The sequence below is a fragment of the Novosphingobium hassiacum genome (assembly GCF_014196055.1).
Classification (GTDB): Bacteria; Pseudomonadota; Alphaproteobacteria; order Sphingomonadales; family Sphingomonadaceae; genus Novosphingobium; species Novosphingobium hassiacum.
In genome coordinates, this window is record NZ_JACICY010000005.1 from 61,673 (window position 1) to 82,405 (window position 20,733).

Annotated in this window: 23 protein-coding genes and 1 tRNA gene; 11 read left to right on the forward strand and 13 right to left on the reverse strand. The window is 63.2% G+C overall.

Going from position 1 to position 20,733, the window contains the following annotated elements; genetic code table 11:
* Positions 1-95: 95 nt before the first annotated feature.
* Entirely contained in the window at positions 96-1,013 is a 918-nt protein-coding gene (locus tag GGQ88_RS11340) for a L,D-transpeptidase family protein (protein ID WP_183613311.1), read from the forward strand.
* On the opposite strand, the gene GGQ88_RS11345 is transcribed toward GGQ88_RS11340, so the two are convergent.
* A complete protein-coding gene (locus tag GGQ88_RS11345) occupies positions 1,006-1,431 on the reverse strand; it encodes a GFA family protein (protein WP_183613312.1) in 426 nt (141 codons plus the stop codon). The genes GGQ88_RS11340 and GGQ88_RS11345 overlap by 8 nt on opposite strands.
* A 77-nt stretch (positions 1,432-1,508) precedes the next feature.
* On the opposite strand from GGQ88_RS11345, the gene GGQ88_RS11350 reads away from it, so the two are divergent.
* Positions 1,509-2,252 (forward strand): glutathione S-transferase family protein, encoded by a 744-nt coding sequence (locus GGQ88_RS11350; protein WP_246385873.1) that lies wholly within the window; start codon positions 1,509-1,511, stop codon positions 2,250-2,252.
* 19 nt (positions 2,253-2,271) lie between these two features.
* On the opposite strand, the gene GGQ88_RS11355 is transcribed toward GGQ88_RS11350, so the two are convergent.
* Complete coding sequence (locus GGQ88_RS11355) at positions 2,272-2,688, reverse strand: GFA family protein (protein ID WP_183613314.1); 417 nt, start codon at positions 2,686-2,688, stop codon at positions 2,272-2,274.
* Positions 2,689-2,693: 5 nt separating this feature from the next.
* Positions 2,694-3,539, reverse strand: a complete 846-nt coding sequence (locus tag GGQ88_RS11360) for an AAA family ATPase (RefSeq protein ID WP_183613316.1) — start codon at positions 3,537-3,539, stop codon at positions 2,694-2,696.
* A 186-nt stretch (positions 3,540-3,725) separates the two neighbouring features.
* Between GGQ88_RS11360 and GGQ88_RS11365 the strand changes: the two genes are divergently transcribed.
* Positions 3,726-4,502 (forward strand): hypothetical protein, encoded by a 777-nt coding sequence (locus GGQ88_RS11365; RefSeq protein WP_183613318.1) that lies wholly within the window; start codon positions 3,726-3,728, stop codon positions 4,500-4,502.
* 82 nt (positions 4,503-4,584) lie between these two features.
* Positions 4,585-5,070, forward strand: coding sequence for a cupin domain-containing protein (locus GGQ88_RS11370; RefSeq protein WP_183613320.1), 486 nt, complete (start codon positions 4,585-4,587; stop codon positions 5,068-5,070).
* Between the two features lie 59 nt (positions 5,071-5,129).
* On the opposite strand, the gene GGQ88_RS11375 is transcribed toward GGQ88_RS11370, so the two are convergent.
* Positions 5,130-7,142, reverse strand: a complete 2,013-nt coding sequence (locus GGQ88_RS11375; RefSeq protein ID WP_183613322.1) for a DNA topoisomerase IV subunit B — start codon at positions 7,140-7,142, stop codon at positions 5,130-5,132.
* A gap of 209 nt (positions 7,143-7,351) precedes the next feature.
* Positions 7,352-8,533 (reverse strand): penicillin-binding protein activator, encoded by a 1,182-nt coding sequence (locus tag GGQ88_RS11380; protein WP_343057182.1) that lies wholly within the window; start codon positions 8,531-8,533, stop codon positions 7,352-7,354.
* A gap of 50 nt (positions 8,534-8,583) precedes the next feature.
* Between GGQ88_RS11380 and rsmI the strand changes: the two genes are divergently transcribed.
* The gene (rsmI, locus tag GGQ88_RS11385) at positions 8,584-9,417 is read left to right on the forward strand and encodes a 16S rRNA (cytidine(1402)-2'-O)-methyltransferase (protein ID WP_183613324.1); all 834 of its coding nucleotides are present in this window, start codon (positions 8,584-8,586) and stop codon (positions 9,415-9,417) included.
* Positions 9,414-9,770, forward strand: coding sequence for a YraN family protein (locus GGQ88_RS11390; RefSeq protein WP_183613326.1), 357 nt, complete (start codon positions 9,414-9,416; stop codon positions 9,768-9,770). The genes rsmI and GGQ88_RS11390 overlap by 4 nt, the downstream gene beginning before the upstream one ends.
* A 23-nt stretch (positions 9,771-9,793) precedes the next feature.
* Here the strand turns inward: GGQ88_RS11390 and GGQ88_RS11395 are convergent, their stop codons facing one another.
* A complete protein-coding gene (locus GGQ88_RS11395; RefSeq protein ID WP_183613328.1) occupies positions 9,794-9,994 on the reverse strand; it encodes a hypothetical protein in 201 nt (66 codons plus the stop codon).
* Positions 9,995-10,117: 123 nt separating this feature from the next.
* Between GGQ88_RS11395 and gshB the strand changes: the two genes are divergently transcribed.
* Both gshB and GGQ88_RS11405 read left to right on the forward strand, forming a co-directional pair.
* Positions 10,118-11,065, forward strand: a complete 948-nt coding sequence (gene gshB, locus GGQ88_RS11400) for a glutathione synthase (protein WP_183613329.1) — start codon at positions 10,118-10,120, stop codon at positions 11,063-11,065.
* Between the two features lie 225 nt (positions 11,066-11,290).
* Complete coding sequence (locus GGQ88_RS11405; RefSeq protein ID WP_183613330.1) at positions 11,291-11,890, forward strand: DedA family protein; 600 nt, start codon at positions 11,291-11,293, stop codon at positions 11,888-11,890.
* Positions 11,891-12,012: 122 nt separating this feature from the next.
* Here the strand turns inward: GGQ88_RS11405 and accC are convergent, their stop codons facing one another.
* From accC to GGQ88_RS11440, 7 genes are all read right to left on the reverse strand, one after another.
* On the reverse strand, positions 12,013-13,359 hold the full coding sequence (gene accC / locus GGQ88_RS11410) for an acetyl-CoA carboxylase biotin carboxylase subunit (protein WP_183613331.1): 1,347 nt from the start codon (positions 13,357-13,359) through the stop codon (positions 12,013-12,015).
* A gap of 9 nt (positions 13,360-13,368) precedes the next feature.
* Positions 13,369-13,851, reverse strand: a complete 483-nt coding sequence (gene accB, locus GGQ88_RS11415) for an acetyl-CoA carboxylase biotin carboxyl carrier protein (protein WP_183613333.1) — start codon at positions 13,849-13,851, stop codon at positions 13,369-13,371.
* Positions 13,852-13,952: 101 nt separating this feature from the next.
* On the reverse strand, positions 13,953-14,405 hold the full coding sequence (gene aroQ / locus GGQ88_RS11420; protein ID WP_183613335.1) for a type II 3-dehydroquinate dehydratase: 453 nt from the start codon (positions 14,403-14,405) through the stop codon (positions 13,953-13,955).
* Positions 14,406-14,478: 73 nt separating this feature from the next.
* Entirely contained in the window at positions 14,479-14,826 is a 348-nt protein-coding gene (locus GGQ88_RS11425) for a hypothetical protein (RefSeq protein ID WP_183613337.1), read from the reverse strand.
* A gap of 105 nt (positions 14,827-14,931) precedes the next feature.
* The gene (locus GGQ88_RS11430; protein WP_183613338.1) at positions 14,932-15,345 is read right to left on the reverse strand and encodes a holin family protein; all 414 of its coding nucleotides are present in this window, start codon (positions 15,343-15,345) and stop codon (positions 14,932-14,934) included.
* A 226-nt stretch (positions 15,346-15,571) separates the two neighbouring features.
* Positions 15,572-17,212, reverse strand: coding sequence for an MFS transporter (locus tag GGQ88_RS11435; RefSeq protein ID WP_183613339.1), 1,641 nt, complete (start codon positions 17,210-17,212; stop codon positions 15,572-15,574).
* 243 nt (positions 17,213-17,455) lie between these two features.
* A tRNA-Pro gene (locus GGQ88_RS11440) sits at positions 17,456-17,532 on the reverse strand.
* Between the two features lie 216 nt (positions 17,533-17,748).
* On the opposite strand from GGQ88_RS11440, the gene yajC reads away from it, so the two are divergent.
* Genes yajC through secF form a run of 3 tightly spaced genes read left to right on the forward strand, consistent with a single transcriptional unit; the run spans position 17,749 to position 20,702 of the window.
* Positions 17,749-18,075, forward strand: coding sequence for a preprotein translocase subunit YajC (yajC, locus tag GGQ88_RS11445; protein ID WP_183613341.1), 327 nt, complete (start codon positions 17,749-17,751; stop codon positions 18,073-18,075).
* 28 nt (positions 18,076-18,103) lie between these two features.
* The gene (secD, locus tag GGQ88_RS11450; RefSeq protein ID WP_183613343.1) at positions 18,104-19,711 is read left to right on the forward strand and encodes a protein translocase subunit SecD; all 1,608 of its coding nucleotides are present in this window, start codon (positions 18,104-18,106) and stop codon (positions 19,709-19,711) included.
* Between the two features lie 13 nt (positions 19,712-19,724).
* Positions 19,725-20,702, forward strand: coding sequence for a protein translocase subunit SecF (gene secF / locus GGQ88_RS11455; RefSeq protein WP_183613345.1), 978 nt, complete (start codon positions 19,725-19,727; stop codon positions 20,700-20,702).
* The last annotated feature ends 31 nt before the right edge of the window (positions 20,703-20,733 follow it).

Genomic DNA, 20,733 nt, shown 5'->3' on the forward strand with positions numbered 1-20,733 from the left:
GTGACTAAACGCTGGTCGGCCGTTGGGCAAGGCCTGCAACTCGTCGCGTAAACGAATCGGTTGAGCGACGAGCCGAGCGCGGCCATCTTCGAAAGATGGTTAAGATCACGTTTACCAAGAGGTGGCTGGCGAGCGCTGTTGGCGGCTGCGCCGTCGTGGTCGCGCTGGCAAGTCTGGTGCTGCCCGACGAGCTCCTGCTCGGCATGGAACAGAGCGCGCAGGCGCAAGTATTACAGGATGGGGGTTCGTCACCGGCTCCCCCTCCCGCGCCCGCGGTTCGGACGGGACCGCCACCGGTCAGTGACGTGCTGCAATCGGGCGTGCTGATCGTGGTAAGCAAGGCATCGCAGCGGATGTACGTGTTCAAGGACGGCGTTCCGTGGGCGTCATCACCCGTATCAACTGGTAAGCGCGGTCATGGGACGCCCGCGGGCGTGTTCCCAATCCTGCAGAAGCGGGTCTTTCACCGCTCGAACCTCTACAGCAACGCGCCAATGCCCTACATGCAGCGGCTGACGTGGCGCGGCATCGCAATCCACGCGGGACATCTGCCGGGGTATCCGGCGTCGCATGGCTGCATTCGGCTGCCATACAGCTTTGCGCGGTCGCTGTTTGCGCTGACGCGGGCCGATGCGACGACCGTCGTGGTCACGAACGACGCGGTGGACTCGGACGAGGGGGCAATTACGCTTGCGCTCGGCACGCAGGGTCCGGTGCCCGCAGTCGTGCAGCCCAAGCCCGAGGTGATGCTTGCCGCAGCCTCCGCGCGCATGGCTTTCGCGGGGCCGGGGCAGACGATCCAGCTCGCTGCGGCGACCAGCCCCGGCGAGGCCGAGGCGCACTGGCAGGGACTGGTTTCATTGCATCCGGAGCTAGCGGGTTTTCGCAAGGTTGTGATCCCGGCTGTGGTCGGCTCGCGCCAGTTCTACCGCCTGCGCGCCACTGCGCCGGGTGCGCACGCCTATTGCGCGTCGCTCAAGCGGAGCGGGCAGGACTGCTTCAACGTCAGTTAGCAGAGGGCGGCGGCGCGGGTGGTTGTTGTGGCCAGCTTTCGAGGGCCGGGTCGATCTGCGCCCATTCCGGAGCGTCGTCGGTCCAGATTATCATTTCGGGCTTAAGTCCGTGTGGCTCGTCGATCACGCCGAATCGAACGGTCTTAAGGTGCGGGCGGGCCGAGCTTTGGCCGAAAACCTGCGTCCCGCATGACGGGCAAAAGTGGAAGGTCAGCGTGTTGCCGCTGGCGGCGGTCCACTGGCTGGAGGCGGGAGCGCCTGCAATTGCCACGTCATCGCCCTTGAAGATTGCGTTCTGGGTCGGGCCGCCTGCGGCGATCTGTTGGCACTGGCGGCACCAGCACTGGCGCGTGGCGACGGGTTCGCCTGTTATTTCAAGGGTTATCGCTCCGCAGGCGCAGCGTCCGGTGTACGACATCAGTGCAGACTCCGCTTTTTTATTGTTAGTGTTACATACAATTGGCTATGGAGGCGCCAATCGGAGAGGATAATACAATGACGCTCAAACTCTACTCGTTCGGCCCCGCTGCCAACTCGATGAAACCGCTGCTGACGGTGTTCGAGAAAGGGCTGGATGTCGAGAAGCACCGGCTCGATCCGTCGAAGTTCGAGCATCATACCGACTGGTTCAAGGCAATCAATCCGCGCGGGCAGGTTCCGGCGCTGGTCGATGGTGACAAGGTCATCACCGAATCCACGGTGATCTGCGAATATCTAGAGGACGAGTACCCCACCGAGGTCTCGCTGCGTCCCGCCGACAGCTATGGGCGCGCGCAGATGCGAACGTGGACGAAGTGGGTGGACGAGTATTTCTGCTGGTGCGTCTCGACGATTGGCTGGCACCGCTATATCGGCAACATGGTCAAGGGCTACAGCGACGCGGAGTTCGAGGAAAAGGTCGCCGCAATTCCGGTGGTCGAGCAGCAGGTGAAATGGCGCCGCGCCCGCGAAGGGTTCCCGCAGGACATGCTCGACGAGGAAATGCGCAAGATTGCGTTTTCAGTGCGGCGTCTGGACGATCATCTGGCCGATCACGAATGGCTGGTGCCGAGGCAATACACGCTGGCCGACATCTGCAACTTCGCTATCGCCAACGGCATGCAGTTCGGATTTGCGGATCTGGTGAACAAGGACGCGACACCGCATCTGGTGCGGTGGATCGAACAGATCAACGCCCGGCCTGCGGTGAAGGAAATGTTTGCTCAGGTGGAACTGGAGAAGCTGGGGCCGCGGGAGTGAGCGGCGCGGCGCCCGCGCTTCAGGATGCGGGTGGCGGTCCTTTGGGCAGCCGCGGCATATCTGCCGGAATGGGTGCCCAGCTGGGAGCGCTGTCGCTCCAGATCACAGCCGTGGGAGGGCAGAGTTCGGGATCGTCGAGCGTTCCCGCGCGCACCCGCATGGGGAGCCCGGCGGGGACGACGGTGCGGCTGTAGATCTGCGCGCCGCAGACCCTGCAGAAGCCGCGCTCGACAGTGTTGCCGCTGTCGGCGATCATCGTGAACTTGCCAAGATCGCCGGTGATCGCAACGGCTTGTTCCGGGAACAGCACGTTGACCGTGGCCGAGCCGCTCGCGATGCGCTGGCAATCGCGGCACCAGCACATGCGCGCGCCGACCGGTTCCGCGTCGATCGTGTAGCGCACCGCGCCACAAAGGCATCCGCCGGGGTGAGGCATCAGCTTCAGTTCCCCGGGCGGCGGGCCATGAAGGCGAGCTTTTCGAAGAGCATGATGTCCTGCTCGTTCTTGAGCAGCGCGCCGTGGAGGGGCGGGATGGCCTTGGTCGGATCGCGGTTCTGGAGGACGTCGAGCGGCATGTCTTCGTTGAGCAGGAGCTTGAGCCAGTCGAGCAGTTCACTGGTCGAGGGCTTCTTCTTCAGGCCGGGCACTTCGCGGACTTCGTAGAAAACCTCCATCGCTTTTGAAACGAGGGTCTTCTGGATACCGGGGAAGTGGACGTCGATGATTGCCTGCATCGTCTCGCGGTCAGGAAACTTGATGTAGTGGAAGAAGCAGCGGCGCAGGAACGCGTCGGGCAGTTCCTTTTCGTTGTTCGACGTGATCACCACGATCGGGCGTTCGACGGCGGTGATGCGCTGCTGCGTCTCGTAGACGTCGAAGCTCATGCGATCGAGTTCCTGCAACAGGTCGTTGGGAAACTCGATGTCGGCCTTGTCGATTTCGTCGATCAGCAGGACGGGCAGCTTGGGCGCGGTGAAGGCTTCCCAGAGCTTGCCCTGCTTGATGTAATTGCCGATGTCGTGAACGCGCTCGTCGCCCAACTGACCATCGCGCAGGCGGGCGACGGCATCGTATTCGTAGAGGCCCTGCTGCGCCTTGGTCGTGGACTTTATGTTCCATTCGATCAGCGGGGCACCGACCGCCTTGGCGATTTCATGGGCGAGCACAGTCTTGCCGGTGCCGGGTTCGCCCTTGACCAGCAACGGGCGGCGGAGGAGGACGGCGGCGTTGACTGCGACCTTGAGATCATCGGTTGCGACGTAGTTGCTGGTGCCTTCGAAGCGCATCGGCGAGTCCTGAGTGGTTAAGCGGATGGTTAAGCGATAGGAGGGCAGGCGGAGCTGTGCAAGTGGGCTCGGTGCCCATCCATATTCCGATAACTTCAGCGCGACTTCGTAACAAAATGTCGCGCGCACATCGCGTTGGCGAGCCATCAATTGCGGCGTTCGATACGGGCGTGTAGGGCGCGCGGCATGATTTTTGCGCGTCCGGCACCCGAGACTCACGGCTATCGGGCCTCGCCACGGGCGCGGGCGGTGTCGTTCGTACTGGCGCTGGCCTGCGCCGCGCTGGTGTTCGTGATCATGGTGCGGATGGGCGCTTTCACCAAGTTCGGCGAACCGGGCGGCGGGCAACTGGTCGCGATCGACCTCAGCGCGTCGGCCGACAAGGGCGAGAAGAAGAGCGAACAGCCCGAAAAGCAGCAGGACAAGTCCGAAACGGCGGAGGCAGTGACGGTGGTCAAACCGGTGGCGCCTCCGAGGGTGCCGATCCCGGGGAAGGTCGCGTGGCCCGAGGGGTTCATCGAGCTATCGTCCAAGGAGTACGCCGCGACCGACGTCAGCAAGATGAAGCGTCAGGCTGGCGGTGGCAGCGCAGGGTCTGCGGGCGGTGGCGGCGGCAGTGAAGGCGTCGGCGAGGGACCGGGCGGGGTGCGCCTGTACAACGCGCAATGGTATCGCGAACCGTCCGATGCCGAGATCGGACCCTACATGCCGACCAACCGTCCGCCGGGCGCATGGGCAATCATCGCTTGCCGCACGATCGAGAAGTACCATGTCGAGGACTGTCAGGAGATGGGCGAGTCTCCGCAAGGGTCCGGCCTGGCGCGCGCATTGCGGCAGGCGTCATGGCAGTTTCTGGTGAGGCCGCCGCGCGTGAACGGCAAGAGCCAGGTGGGCGAATGGGTGCGGATCCGGTTCGATTTCACGCGGAAGAAGGGAAGCGGTGGCGAACCGACGGAAGGCTGAGCGGCCGCCGCCCTATCAACACGATCGGATTGGGGTTACGCTGTCAGGCAATTGCAATTGAGCACGCATCGAGGAGCGTTCCATGACGAGCCACGCAGACCGCATTAACGACATTGGACCGAATGCGCAGGCATTCGACATTGAGGAGGCGACCAAGGCCAACGCCGACTATCGGTCGGTCGCGTGGAGCGGGCGCTACTTGCAGGTGACCCTGATGTCCATTCCGGTGGACGGCGATATCGGGCTCGAAGCGCATCCCGAAACCGATCAGTTTCTACGTGTCGACGCAGGCACTGGTCGCGTGCAGATGGGGAAATCCAAAGACGAGCTGACGTTCGAGAAAGAGGTCTCTGACGGTTGGTGCATGCTTGTGCCCGCTGGCATGTGGCACAATGTAACGAACATCGGGGACGAGCCATTGAAGCTCTATACGATTTATGCACCTGTCCATCACGCTGCCGATCGGGTCCATGTGTCAAAACAAGATGCCGAAGCGGACGAGCGCAACGACACGCCGCCGGAATGGTCCGTTCAGCCTGAGAAGCAGGCACAGGATCGACACGGGTAGTCTCTGAAAACAGGCAAGATTACAGCTGGATTGAGCAAAAACGCCGTTTGCTCACCCGATCATGCATCAATCAGTTCCGGATCCAGCTCACCCGCCCGGTTCTGGATGAACATGAACCTTTGCGCGGGGTCGCGACCCATCAGGCGGTCTACGAGGTCCTTCACTGCCGCGCGGCCTTCGTATTCGGGGGGTAGCGTGATGCGGATCAGGCTGCGGGTGGCAGGCGCCATGGTGGTTTCGCGCAGCTGGTTCGGGTTCATTTCGCCCAAGCCCTTGAAACGGCCTACATCTACCTTTTTGCCTTTGAACTTCGTGCGTTCCAGTTCGGCGCGGTGGGCTTCGTCCTTGGCGTAGGCCGAAGTGCTGCCGCTGGTCAGGCGGTAAAGCGGGGGCTGGGCGAGGTAGACGTGGCCGCGCCGGACGATGTCGGGCATTTCCTGGAAGAAGAAGGTCATCAGCAGCGTGGCGATGTGCGCGCCATCGACGTCGGCGTCGGTCATAATTATGATGCGGTCATAGCGCAGTGCGTCGGCGTTGCAGTCCTTGCGCATACCGCAGCCGAGCGCGAGCGCGAGGTCGGCGATTTCCTGATTGGCGCGGATCTTGTCAGCCGAGGCGCTGGCGACGTTGAGGATCTTGCCGCGGATCGGCAGGATCGCCTGCGTCTTGCGGTCGCGCGCCATCTTGGCGCTGCCGCCTGCCGAATCGCCTTCCACGATGAACAGCTCGGTCTCGCCGCTGCCTTCGCCGGTGCAATCGGTCAGCTTGCCGGGGAGGCGCAGCTTGCGTGAATTGGTGGCGGTCTTGCGCTTGACCTCGCGTTCCGCCTTGCGGCGCAGGCGGTCGTCCATGCGCTCCATCACCGCGCCAAGCAGCGCGCGGCCGCGCTCCATATTGTCGGTGAGGAAATGATCGAAGTGATCGCGCACGGCAGCCTCGACCATGCGCGCGGCTTCCGGCGATGTCAGGCGGTCCTTGGTCTGGCTCTGGAACTGCGGATCGCGCACGAAGACCGAGAGCATGATCTCGCTGCCGGTGATCATGTCCTCGGGCGCGATGTCCTTGGCCTTTTTCTGGCCGATCAGGTCTGCAAAGGCGCGGATGCCTTTGGTCAGGGCGGCGCGCAGGCCCTGTTCATGGGTGCCGCCATCGGGCGTGGGGATGGTGTTGCAGTACCACGAGTACGATCCGTCGGACCACAGCGGCCAGGCGATGGCCCATTCGACGCGGCCCATTTCCTGCCCTTCGGGGCCAGCCGGGAAGTCCTGGCTGCCCGCGAACGGCACGCTGGTGACGCATTCGCGGCCCGAGACCTGTTCGGCGAGGTGATCGGCAAGGCCACCGGGGAACTGGAACACGGCTTCGGCGGGGACATCGTCCGAGACGAGGGTGGGGGCGCATTTCCAGCGGATTTCGACGCCTGCGAAGAGGTAGGCCTTCGAGCGGACCAGTCGGAACAGGCGCGCGGGTTTGAACTTTGCATCCGCGCCGAAGATCTCGGTGTCGGGGACGAAGGTGACTTGCGTGCCGCGCCGGTTGGGAACGTTGCCGGCCTTGAGCAGCTTGGTCGTAGGCAGCCCGCGCGAGAATTCCTGCGCGTAAAGCTCCTTGTTCCGGGCAACTTCGACGCGGGTGAGTGACGACAGCGCGTTGACGACCGACACGCCGACGCCGTGGAGGCCGCCGCTGGTGGCGTAAGCCTTGCCCGAGAACTTGCCGCCCGAATGGAGCGTGGTGAGGATGACTTCGAGCGCCGATTTGCCCGGATACTTGGGGTGTTCGTCGACCGGGATGCCGCGACCGTTGTCCGATATGGTCAGGCGACCGGCGCTGCCGGGTTCGTCTTCGAGGTAGACTTCGATGCGGTTGGCGTGACCGGCAACGGCTTCGTCCATCGCGTTGTCGAGCACTTCGGCGGCGAGGTGATGCAGCGCGCGCTCGTCGGTGCCGCCGATGTACATGCCGGGCCGGCGACGCACGGGTTCGAGGCCTTCGAGAACCTCGATCGCGGAACCGTCATAGCTTTCGGATGCGCTGGTGGCAGGGAGTTTGTCGAAAAGGTCATCGGCCATGCGAACGGGTATAGAACGCCCGCGATTCCGGGCGCAAGCGGTGGCTTGCGCTTATCCGGTGTTTTCGGGGCGTGTTAAAGGAAGGTTTGGTTCGCGCAGAGAGCGCAGAGTACGCAGAGAAGCGATAGAGTAGTTTGACGGCCTGCGGCTTGGCCGCCCTCAGTCTCACCTTCTCTCTGCGATCTCTGCGTGCTCTGCGCGAAACAAACTTAAAACTTCGCCGGAGCAGGTGAGACCGTGGTGAACGTCCCCGCCGCCACTTCGCGGATTTCCATCGCGCGTTCGGCCATGCCCGAGGCGGCGAAGCGGAAGACGCCGTCGAGGCCAATGAAGCCCTGAGGGTCGTAGAGCTTAGCCGTAGGGAAGGTGCTTCCCGGCTTCCAGTTGCGCGCGACGTTCAGCGTGAGCAGAACGCTGTCGTAGCCGAGCGTGGCCAGCCGCGAGGGGACCGAGCCGAAGCGCGAGCGATACGAGCTTTCAAATTTGCCAAAGCGCGCGTCGGAGACGGCGGCAAACCATGCACCGCGCATCGTTGGACTGCGGGCGATGGTCGATTCACCGCTCCACAGTTCGGTGCCGAGCATCTTGGTGCCCTTGCCCGCTGCCGTGGCGGCCTGGAGCGCGATGCGGCTGCCGTCGGCGATCAACAGGGCATCGAACGGCGCCTTGTCCTTGGCGCGGCGAACGGCGCTGGCGACCGAGGTATTGCCGCGATCATAGGTTTCGATGGCGGTGATCGTGACCCCCTGCGCGCGGCCGGAATCGATCAGCGCTGAGGTGGCGCGCTGGCCGTAGTCGCCGGTCGGGATGATCGCCGCGACCGATTTGAGCCCTCGCGATTTGGCGAAACCGAGCACCCGCGCGATCGACTGGCCGGGGGCCTGGCCCATCACGAAGACATCGCGCGAGGCGACCGCGCTGTCGTTGGAATAAGTGATCATCGGGACTTTTGCGGCGCGGGCGACGGTCGAGACCGCGACGACATCGGACGAAAGCAGTGGGCCGAGGATCAGCTTGTTGCCGTCCGAGATGGCGCGGCTGGCGGCTACACCTGCGCCGCCTGCGGTATCGTACGTGGTGATCCGCAGGTTCGCTGCGTTGGTATCGAGCAGGGCCATCGTCGCTGCATTGGCGATCGACTGGCCGACTGCACTGCTGGCACCGCTCATCGGGACAAGCAGAGCGACGCGGTGGCGTCCGGCGTCTGTGGGCAGGGCGTTGGCGTCGGGCGCGTTTTCGGTGGGTTCCGGCGCGGGGCCGACCGCGCCCTTGGGAATGACCTGACAGCCTGCGAGGAGCGCCAGCGTACCGGCAACAGCGCCTTGCAGGACCAGCCGCCGTGTCCGGCTCATGGCCTTCGCTCGGCCTTCGGCCTCATGCTCGTTCATCATAACCGGTCCGCCCTCTTGTCGCTCTTGATTACCCGGTCCATGGAAACTTCATGGAAACGCCAGCACTCGAACCCGGGCTCTATCTTGTTGCCACCCCGATTGGCAATCTTGGAGACGTGTCCCGTCGCGCGATAGACACGCTTGGTCGATGCGCGGTGGTGGCGTGCGAGGACACGCGCGTGACGGGCAAGCTGCTTAATCTGCTGGGATTGCATCGGCCGATGCGGCGGTATGACGATCACGCGAGCGATGCGGCGCGCGAGGCGTTGCTGGCCGAAATGGCGCAATCTCCTGTCGCGCTGGTTTCGGACGCGGGCACGCCGTTGATTTCGGACCCGGGCTACAAGCTGGTTCGCGAGGCAAGGGCGCGGGGGATCATGGTGACGTCCGTGCCTGGGCCTAGCGCGCTGGTCGTGGCGCTGTCCATGGCCGGACTGCCAACGGATCGATTCCTGTTCGGGGGTTTCCTGCCGTCGAAGGACAAGGCCCGGCGTGATGTGATGGAGGAACTGGCGCAGGTTCCGGCGACATTGGTGTTTTATGAGACCGGGCCGCGTCTGGTGGCGTCGCTGGAGGCGCTGAGCGCGGTGCTGCCGGGGCGTGAGGTTGCGGTGGCGCGCGAGTTGACCAAGTTGCACGAGGAGTGCCGCAGCGGGACGGCGCATGACCTGTTGGAGCATTATGCCTCGCACCCGCCGAGGGGGGAGATCGTGCTGCTGGTGGGGCCGCCACTGGCGCAGGAAGCGCCGGCGGATGATGTGATCGAGGCTGAGTTGCGCACGGCGCTGGCGGAGATGTCGACGTCACAGGCCGCGGGGAAGGTCGCCAAGGCGCACGGGCTGGATCGCAAGATGCTCTATGCGCTGGCGATGACGTTCAAGTGAGCCGGGCCGAGGCCGAGCGGCGTGGGCGCAAGGGTGAGACGCTGGCGGTTTGGTGGCTGAGGCTGACCGGGTGGCGTGTGCTGGCGCAGCGGGTCAAGCTGGGCGTGGGCGAGGTCGACATCGTCGCGCGGCGGGGGCGGACGGTGGCCTTCGTCGAGGTCAAGTGGCGGCGCGATGGCGCGGCGCTGGAAACGGCGGTGGATGCTCACCGTTTGCGGCGCGTGGCGCGCGCGGCCGAGGCAATTGCGCCAAGATACGTGCGGGCGGGGGACGACATGCAGATCGATGTGATCCTGATCGCACCCGGACGCTGGCCGCGCCGGATCGCCAATGCGTGGCAACCCGGCGCTTGAGCCTAGGTCCTGACCCTTAGCAATCAGTGGGCGGCGTGGTCGTCTTTGTGCTCTTCCTTGTGATCGCCCTTGTGATCGGTGTCCTTGTGTTCGTCCTTGTGCTCACCATCCTTGTGCTCGGCATCCTTGGGAGCCTGGGTCGGGTGCGGGTCGGGATTGGCAACGGCCATACCCGACCAGCCGAGAACGGCGACACCGGCAGCGACTGCGATCAATTTGCGCATCAAGGATTTCCTCTCGAGAGAATTCGTTTCGGCGCCGGCCTGGCGCTCGCTGAAAATGGTCGCACAGGGCATAAATCGGCCTTAAGGCGCGGGTGAGATAAACCCCTGAGGTATGCTTTAGCCATGACACTTCGCGTCGCGGTCCAGATGGACCCGCTCCACTCGATCAACATCACCGGGGATTCGAGCTTTGCGCTGATGCTTTCGGCGCAAGAGCGCGGGCATGAAATTTACCACTACGATGTGGGATCGCTGTCGCTGGACGAGGATGATCGGCTGATCGCGCATGCAGTGCCGGTGACCGTGCAGCAGGTGGCAGGCGATCATTACAAGGCGGGCGAAAAGCGGCGGCTGGATCTGGGGCGCGACATCGACGTGGTGCTGATGCGGCAGGACCCGCCGTTCGACATGGGCTACATCACCGCGACGCATCTGCTCGAGCGGATCGAGGGCGAGACGCTGGTGGTCAACAACCCGCGTAGTGTGCGCAATGCACCAGAAAAGGTGATGGTGCTCGATTACCGGCGGTTCATGCCGCCGACGTTGGTGACACGCTCGGTCGAAGAAGTGCGGACGTTCCAGAAAAAGCACGGCGCGATCGTGATCAAGCCGATCCACGGCAATGGCGGCAAGGCGATCTTCCGCGTTTCTGAAGAGGGCGAGAACCTTGGCGCGCTGTTCGAGGTGTTCAACCAGACGTGGCCCGAGCCGCATATGGTGCAGGCGTTCCTTCCCGAAGTGGCCAAGGGCGACAAGCGCATCGTGCTGGTCGACGGAGAGATTGCGGGCGCGATCAACCGCAGGCCGGGCGAGGGTGAGTTTCGCTCCAATCTGGCGGTTGGCGGCTATGCCGAAAAGACCGAATTGACCGAGACCGAGCGCGAGATTTGCGCGGCTCTGGGGCCTGAGCTGAAGCGGCTGGGGCTGATTTTCGTCGGTATCGACGTGATCGGGGGCAAATGGCTGACCGAGATCAACGTGACCTCGCCCACCGGCATCGTGGCGATCGACCGGTTCAACGGGACCGATACGGCGGGGATGATCTGGGACGCGATCGAGGCGCGGCTTTGACGTAGTGAGCCCCCGCGAAGGCGGGGGCCTCGCGCCTTTAGGTGAGCGCTATGTGGCCTGAGGCCCCCGCCTTCGCGGGGGAGCGGTGGCATTTGATGATTGCTAAATCATCAGCTCCGTTCGTGTCGAGCGTAGTCGAGACACTGCGTGCGGTATCTCGATTACGCTCGACACGAACGGAGGGCATTTTTTGAACTGTATTTGCCCCAAAGCGTTACCCCATCCATGAATGACTGGATCGTGTACCTGATCGAGGGTGGCGGCTATTGGGGGATCGCCTTCCTGATGGTCATCGAGAACGTGTTTCCGCCGATCCCGTCGGAGCTGATCATGGGGTTGGGCGGGATCGCCGTGGCACGCGGGCGGATGGAGTTCTGGCCGCTGATGCTGGCGGGCACGATCGGGTCCACCTTGGGCAACTATTGCTGGTATTTGCTTGGGCGAAGCCTTGGCTACGAGCGGTTGCGTCCGTTCGTGGAGCGGTTCGGGCGGTGGCTGACCTGTGACTGGGATGACATCGAGCGCATCGTCGCGTTCTTTCGGCGGCATGGACAATGGGTCGTGTTCGCGGTGCGCTTCGCGCCGTTCATGCGCACGATGATCTCGCTGCCGGCGGGGCTGACGCGAATGGGGCACGTGCGGTTTGTGGTGTTCACGTTTGCCGGGGCCGCGATCTGGAACGCCATTCTGGCGGGCGCCGGGTATTACCTCGGTCGCAATTTCGACGATCTGGAGAAGTATACGACCCCTGTCGCGGTAGCGACGGTGGTAATCGTTTTAGCGGGTTATGCTTGGCGCGTGGTCACATGGAAACCGCGCAGATAAAATTCCCATAACTTTGTCATTACGAGCGACCGCAGGTCGCGTGGCAATCCAGAGCGCTACGCGTCGACTCTGGATTGCTTCGTCGGCTTTGCCTCCTCGCAATGACGAAAAGGCGCAGACGCTCAGGCGTCCTTTGCCAGCCATTCCTCGAGCCACTTGATCGTATAGTCGCCGCTGAGGAAGTCGGGCTGGGTCAGCAGGCGCTGGTGGAGCGGGATCGAGGTCTTGGGGCCTTCGATAACCATTTCCTGCAGCGCGCGGCGCAGGCGCATGATGCAGCCTTCGCGGGTGCGGCCATAGACGATCAGCTTGGCGATCATCGAGTCATAATACGGCGGGATCTTGTACCCGGCATAAAGCCCTGAATCGACGCGGACATGCATGCCGCCTGCTGCGTGGTAGCTTTTGACCAGCCCGGGCGAGGGGGTGAATGTGAACGGGTCTTCCGCGTTGATGCGGCACTCGATCGCGTGGCCCTTGAACTCGATCTCGTCCTGCTTGACCGAGAGCGGCTTGCCATCGGCGATGCGGATCTGTTCGCGTACCAGATCGACGCCGGTGATCGCTTCGGTAACCGGGTGTTCGACCTGCAGGCGGGTGTTCATTTCGATGAAATAGAACTCGCCGTTTTCCCACAGGAATTCGATCGTGCCCGCGCCGCGATAGCCCATGTCGGCCATCGCCTTCGAGACGATACCGCCCATGCGGTCACGCTCTTCGGCCGAGATGACCGGCGAAGGCGCTTCTTCCAGAACCTTTTGATGGCGGCGCTGGAGCGAGCAGTCGCGCTCGCCCAGATGGATTGCGTTGCCGTTGCCATCGCCAAAGATCTGGAATTCGATATGGCGCGGGTTGCCGAGGTATTTTTCGATGTAGACCGTGGCGTCGCCGAATGCGGCCTTGGCTTCGCTGCCGGCCTGCTGGATCAGCGTTTCGAGTTCTTCGGGGCCGGTGCAGACTTTCATTCCGCGCCCGCCGCCGCCCGAAGCGGCCTTGATAATTACCGGATAGCCGACTTCAGCGGCGATGCGCTTGGCGTCTTCGATTTCCGAGACCGCGCCGTCGGAACCGGGGACGAGGGGCAGGCCGAGCGCGCCAGCGGTGCGCTTGGCTTCGACCTTGTCGCCCATGGTGCGGATGTGTTCGGGCTTGGGGCCGATCCAGGTGATGCCGTGGGCTTCGACGATCTCGGCGAACTTGGCGTTCTCGGACAGAAACCCGTAGCCGGGGTGGATCGCGTCGGCATGCGTGATTTCAGCGGCCGAGATGATTGCGGCGACGTTGAGATAGCTGTCCTTGGCGGCAGGCGGGCCGATGCAGACCGCGTGGTCGGCCAGCCGCACGTGCATCGCGTCCGCATCGGCGGTGGAGTGCACTGCGACGGTCTCGATACCCATTTCATGCGCGGCGCGATGGATGCGCAGCGCGATTTCGCCGCGATTGGCGATCAGTATCCGTTGGATGGCCATATGCGGCCCTTACGCGATCACGACCAGCGGCTGGTCGAATTCGACCGGCTGCGCGTTCTCGACGAGAATGGCGGTGATCGTGCCCGACTTCGGCGCGACGATCGGGTTCATGACCTTCATCGCCTCGATGATCAGCAGGGTCTCGCCTTCCTTGACCGTCTTGCCGACGGCAACGAAGTTGGGGACGCCGGGTTCGCCGGCGAGGTAGCACGTGCCGACCATCGGGGATTTGACGGCGTTGGCGTCTTCGGCCGGGGCAGCAGGGGCTGCTGCTGCAGGAGCGGCGGCTGGTGCAGGGGCTGCGGGAGGAGGTGCAACCGCATACTGCTGGACAGGGGCTGCGGTCAGCTGGCGGGCAACGCGGATCTTGCGTTCGCCATCCTCGACTTCAATTTCGGACAGGCCGGTTTCTGCGAGCAGCTCAGCCAGTTCGCGGACCAGCTTGCTGTCGATTGCCATGTTGTCGGCCTTATCGCCGCGGTCGTGCGCCATTTATCATTCCTCGCGGGTGCTCATTCAGGCCACGCGCCATGCCCTCATGCTGGCAAGCTGGCAAGGGCCGGTGTTGCTGGCACGTGGAAAAACCCCGGTTTCTATAGCCGCGCAGCAGCTTCCAGCGCGACGATATAGCTGTTTGCGCCGAAACCCGCGACCGATCCCTTGGCGGCCATGCCGACGTAGGACTTGTGGCGGAAAGCCTCGCGCGTGTGGGGATTGGAGAGGTGGACCTCGATCACCGGCACCTTGATCGACTTGATCGCATCGTGGATCGCAACCGAGGTGTGGGTGTAGGCACCGGCGTTGAGCAGCACGGCGCGAGCCTTGCTGGCCGAGGCTTCATGCAGCCAGTCGATCAGGTGGCCCTCGTGGTTGGACTGGCGGACATCGACCTCGAGCCCGAGTTCGCGCGCGCGATCTTCAAGCATGCCGGCGATATCGTCGAGCGTATCCGACCCGTAGATTTCGGGCTCACGCAGGCCGAGCAGATTGAGGTTCGGGCCGTTGAGCACGAACACGGTCGCGCTGGGCTGTGCAGGGTCGGTCATGGCAATTCCGGATCAGGTGGCTAGGTGGCCGTGATAGCCGCTGCCACGCCTGACGCAAGGTCAGCCTGTGCGATCAGCCTGGGGGTATCTGGGGCGCTTCGATCACATTGTCGAATGCACCGTTTTCTCCGGAGTTATCGGTGAGCATCGAATCATCGACACCGGAATCGCCAACCACGTTTTCGGGCTCCGGCGCGAACTGACCTGAGGAACTGCCGCTGGCGGCCATAGACAAGGCCTGCTGCGAGCGCTTGTCGGCAGCGTCGGCCTTGGCCTCGGCAGCGGCGATGCGGGCTTCCAGCTCCTGGTCTTTCGACGAACTGCCGCAGCCTGCCAGCAAGGCGCTGGCAAGCGTAGCGAAGAGCAACCCGCGGGCGGAGTGGCGCGTGGCGCGCCCGCGGGCGCTTGTCCAATTAGGCATGATGTTCGACGACCTGATCATTTGCAGGTCTGTCAGTAGCAGCCGGAAGTTACCAGAAACTAACCAAACCCAGCGGAAATATGCGCCGGTCCCGATGAGTGACCGTCAACGGTCGGTGCCCTTGGCCTTGCCCCACTGGCGCGCGGCCGTGTAGCCGAGATAGCCGGTACCGAACAGGGCATAGAGCGGCTCGGGCAATCCGTTGAGATAGGCGTTGATCGCCGCGGCGATGTCCCGGGCAGCCTCGGGTCGGAATGACGCGATCAAGCCCATCGGCAGCGCCCACAGGATCATCGCATACATTACGTAGAGGAAGCCGGGGCGGGCACGGCTGGTCCACGGATCGGCCGAGCTTGCCTCGGTAACGATCGCGGACATGCGCGTGCGGAGATATTCGAGTTCCTGCGTGCCTTCGAGCTTGAGCAGTTCGAGCTTGGCGCGATCGCGCGCTTCCTTGTCGGGAATTATCTTGTCGATGATCGCCGACACGGGCGAGATCAGGGCTTCGAGAAATGACATGGCTTAGCGTCCTTGGGTTGGAGACGCGCAGCTAGATAACCATATGGGTTCATGTAGGAAAGCGGTTTGCGTGAAGATGGCGCGGCACGCCGGACGAGGCATGATGTACATGCGCAGATCGCACGACGCGCTGGCGCGTCGAGCTGGCGGGCCGTAATTCTAACCTTGATTGAAACGCCCGCCGCACGCCCAGGGTCTGGACATCGATCATCAGGCTTACGACATATCACGACGCGTAGATGTTGAGTCCGCCCGCCGGGTCCGGCGTTTCGGCTTTCCAGCGCACCGAGCCGAACGGGCGCTCCAGCCGTCGGCGAACCTGTGGCTTTTCGCCGGGTTCGCACAGCGTGGCGACCTGCGTCTGCAGAGCCAGATCGGCCTCGGTGAAGCGCTCGCGGTTGCGCAGATAGTCCTGCCAGGTCGGAAATTCGAACCGTTCGGTCCAGAGTGAGGGATCGGCGATGTCGCGCGACAGGGCCCAGCCAAAGCCACCGTTGCGTTTGCGCACCCGCTGGAGTTGAAGCATGGCATCGTAAAATCCGCGCGCCCGATCGCGATTGACGCGATAATCGATTTCGATGGCGATCGGGCCGCTGCGGCCGCTAATCGCGAGTGCGACGTCCGGTTCACTTCGCACGTCCACAGCGTCCAGATTGTCCCTGCCGATGTCGCGCAGCGGCAGTATCCGGCTCAGCAGCGGCAAAGCCAGCAGCATCACCGCCGATGCGGCCACGGCGTGGCTGACACCAATCGAACCGGCGATGCTGCCCCACATCCAGGCGCCTAAGGCGATCCCGCCGGTCAGCGATGAGGTGAACCAGGCGAGCGCGCGGGCAGTGACCCAGCGCGGTACCGAAAGCTGCATCGCGACGTTCAGCAGAGAGATGAACACCATGTTGGCGGCACCCAACACCAGCAGCACGAGAGTGGTGAGCGCGAGGCTGTGGGAAAAGGCCACGACGGCCACGGCGATGGCCGCGATCACCACGCACGCGTCGAGCGCGCGATCAGTACTCACCCGTTCGCGGATTTCGCTAACGAATACAGCGCCGCAGACCGCACCGACGCCGCCCGCCCCCAGCAATATGCCATAGGTGCCCGCATTGCCGTGCAGCAAGTCGCGGGCGATTAGCGGGGTAAGGGCGGTGACTGCGGCGGCCGCGGCGCCGTAGCTTGCCGAACGGATCATGACCGTGCGAACGGGGATCGCATGAAGCGCGTAGCGGATGCCCGAGATGATCGCCCGGTCGAGCCGCTCAGGCGGCAGGCGTGGCGGTACGTGACGGCGATTCCACAAAAAGAAAGCGATGAGCAGCGGCAGATAGAAGATCGCCGTCAGGCCAAAGACAGGCGTCGCGCCAAGGGTGACGACCAGCATGCCTCCCAGCGCAGGCCCAAAGCTGCGGGCGATATTGTAGCTGACCGATCCCAGCGCGATGGCGGATGGCAGATGCTCGGCGGATACTTGCTCGGGGATGGAGGCTTGCCATGATGGGCTGTAAAGCGCGACGCCCGCACCGATGAGGAAACAAAAGGCGAGCAGCACCCACGGCCCGGCCATGCCGACGAAAGAGAGGGCGGTTAACAGGCCAGCGGCCAGGGCAGAAAAAACCAGCCCTGACATCGCGATCTTGCGCCGATCGAACATGTCGGCGACCGCGCCTGCCGGAACGGCGACCAGCATCAAAGGTAGCATCAGAGCGCTCTGCACCAGCGCAACCATTTCCGGCGAATTAGTGAGCCGGGTCATCTGCCAGGCGGCAGCGACGCCCAGCACCAGTTGGCCCAGGTTGGAGAGCAAGCTGGCCGACCAGATGCGACGGAAATTGGGTTCCGCCAGCGGTGCCAGCGCCCGAATTTTTATCATCGCCGTGTGTCCAGTCCGCAGTTTATTGCGTTTGCCTCGTTGAAGTTCGAACCGTCCGTATCTTTCTAGCAGCCTGTTGCAGGACGGGTCGCATACTTCGGCTAACGTTGCCCATAGAGCGCGAGTGCTGTTCATCGGTCAAGACTATGTCGGGTTGACGCAGCTAGGCCTGTGCGCTGCTCGCCCAAAAGCTACCCGCGCTGCAATTCGCAGCGGGTAGGCGGGGCCAAGTTGATGATTTATTGGTCGGGACGAGAGGATTCGAACCTCCGACCCCCACACCCCCAGTGTGATGCGCTACCAGGCTGCGCTACGTCCCGACCGAGCCCGGGCCTATAGGCATGGACATTCGCGATGGCAAGCGTGCGATTGCGCGATCGGTGCCAGGGCGCGACCAGCCGATGGGGCTTCGATTGCGTTGGCTTGTCCAAGCTGCTAACCGCCCGCGTCAAGCTTGCCCGGACGGCCTTGCGCGCAAAATGCGTGCGGGGCTACGGTTGCAATATCGATCACGCGATCCCAGAAACGGACTCATCATGCTGAGCACTCTTTCCGCTGCCGCTGCCAACGCCGGTCAACCGCCCGCGTGGATGAGCTTCCTGCCGCTGGTGGCAATGGGGTTCATCTTCTGGTTCCTGATCCTGCGGCCGCAGATGCGCCAGCAGAAGGAACACAAGGCCAAGATCGGTGCGCTCAAGAAGAACGACATGGTCGTGACTGCTGGCGGACTGATCGGCAAGGTGCTGAAGATCGACGATCACTACGTCGAATTGGAACTGGCGCCGAATGTGAAGGTCAAGGCCGTGCGCTCGACCATCGGCGACGTGCTGCCGCCTGCCGGCACCGCGCCAGCGAACGATTGACCCTTCAAGTTCTGAAAGCTGACAGCCGATGTCCGAATTTCCGCGCTGGAAGGTAATCTGGCTCTGGGCGCTGACGCTGGTCTGCGTCATCGCCGCGATCCCCTCACTCACGTCAACGATGGGCTTGCCATGGCCCGCTTCGCTACCCGAGCCGAAGGTCAACCTTGGCCTTGATCTGGCTGGTGGCAGCCACATCCTGCTTGAGGCCGACCCTTCGCAGGTTCGCCAGCAGCGGCTGGAAGGCATGGAAGAATCGGTTCGCACCAAGCTGAAGCAGGATGGCAAGTCCATCCGTATCAGCGACATTTCGAACCGGGAGGGCGCGCTGACGTTTGTCGTCGCCGAACCGTCGCAAGTCGATGCGGTGCGTGAAGCGGTGCTGCCGCTGACCAGTGGTGCGGGCCTCACCGGCCAGCGCGACTGGGACATCAACGTCATCGACGGCAATCGCTTCATGCTCAAGCCGACCGACGCTGGCGTCAATCAGGCGGTAACGCAGGCGATGGACACGGCGGTCGAAGTGGTCCGCAAGCGCATCGACGCGCTGGGCACCAAGGAGCCGACGATCATCCGTTCCGGCCCGACGCGCATCGTAGTGCAGGTGCCGGGATTGCAGGATCCGCAAGCGCTGAAAAACTTGCTGGGCCAGACTGCAAAGCTCGAATTCAAGCTGGTCGATACAGCGGCGCTGCCATCGGACGTGGCGCAAGGCATCGCACCTGCGGGTAGCGAGATCGTGCCGTTCATCAATCCGTCAGAAGGCGGCGGCGCTCCCGCGATTGCGGTCAAGCGGCTGGGCGGCATTCGCGGTGACCAGTTGACGAACGCGCAACAGACCAACAACCAGCAGACCAACGAGCCGGTCGTAAACATCGTGTTCAATTCCGAAGGCGGGGCCAAATTCGCCAAGCTGACGACGCAGAACACCGGCAAGCAGTTCGCGATCATCCTCGACGGCAAGGTGCTTTCCGCGCCGACGATCAACGAGCCGATCCTTGGTGGCAGTGCGATCATCTCCGGTCGGTTCACGACCGAAAGCGCCAACGCGCTGGCGATTTCGCTGCGTTCAGGCGCGCTGCCGGTCGATCTCAAAGTGGTCGAGGAACGCACCGTCGGCCCTGACCTCGGTGCGGATTCGATCCGCAAGGGCATGATCGCGATGGGCGTGGGTACGCTTGCGTTGATGGTGTTCATCATGGTCACCTATGGCCGGTTCGGGGTTTACGCGAACATCGCGCTGGTGGTTAACGTGCTGATGATCCTGGGGATCATGGGCATCATCGGCACGACGCTGACGCTGCCCGGTATCGCTGGTTTCGTGCTGACGATCGGCGCGGCGGTGGACGCCAACGTGCTGATCAACGAGCGAATACGCGAAGAGCGCCATCGCGGGCGCAAGGTCATCCAGTCGGTCGAACTCGGTTACACCGAAGCCAGCCGGGCGATCTTCGACGCCAACATCACCAACGTCATCGCGGCCGTGCTGATGTTCGCGTTCGGCTCGGGTCCGGTGAAGGGCTTTGCGGTGGTGCTTATGATCGGCATCGCGACGTCGGTGTTCACGGCTGTGACGCTCACCCGGATGTGGGTCATGCAGTGGCTGCGCCGCGCGCGTCCTGCCGACCTGAACCTGTAAGAGGACTGTCGACATGAAACTCCTCAAGCTCGTTCCCGACGATACCAACATCCACTTCCTCAAGTGGCGCGTGCCGTTCTACGTGATCAGCATCATACTCATGGCCGCATCATGGGGTCTGGTGCTGACCAAGGGTCTGAATCTGGGCGTCGATTTCGTCGGCGGGCAGATGATCCGCGTGACTTTCGTGCAGAGCCCCGAAGCGCCAGTCGTGGAGTTGCGTGAGCAGGTCGCAAAGCTTGGCTACGGCGAGCCGGTGATCCAGCGTTATGGCAAGCCGAACGAAATCTCGATCCGGATGAAGCTGCCCGAGGGTGCGGACCACGACGCCGCGCTGTCGGATAGGATGGCGCGGACGATCACGGCCGACATCAAGCAGAACCATACCGATGCCCGGATCGATGGCGTCGATTCGGTTTCCGGCAAGGTTTCGAAGGAACTGGGCTGGGACGCGTTCAAGGCACTCGGCTTTGCCGCGCTCGCGGTGGCGGCCTATATCTGGCTACGCTTCGAGTGGCAGTTCGGTGTCGGCGCGCTCTTCGCGCTGGTGCATGACGTGACGCTGACCCTGGGGCTATTCGCGATCACGGGGATGGAGTTCGACCTCAACATCGTGGCCGCGCTGCTGACGCTGATCGGCTATTCGCTGAACGATACGATCGTGGTCTATGACCGCATCCGCGAGAACATGAAGAAGTTCCGCAAGATGCCGATGCCCGAATTGCTCGACCTTTCGGTCAACGAGACGCTGGCCCGCACGATCGTTACTTCGCTTTCGATGCTGATCACGCTGACCGCGCTGCTGCTGTTGGGGCCGGACGTGATCTTCGGTTTTACTGCGGCGATCACGCTGGGCATCTTCGTCGGGACCTACAGCTCGATCTACATGGCCGCGCCGATCCTGATCTGGCTGAAGGTCAATCCCAACAGCTTCGTGCCGACCGAAAGCGCGATGGACAAGCAGGAACGGCTGGCGCGCGAGCGGGGATAAGCCCTACTCGAGTGTGAATTATGCGGCGGTG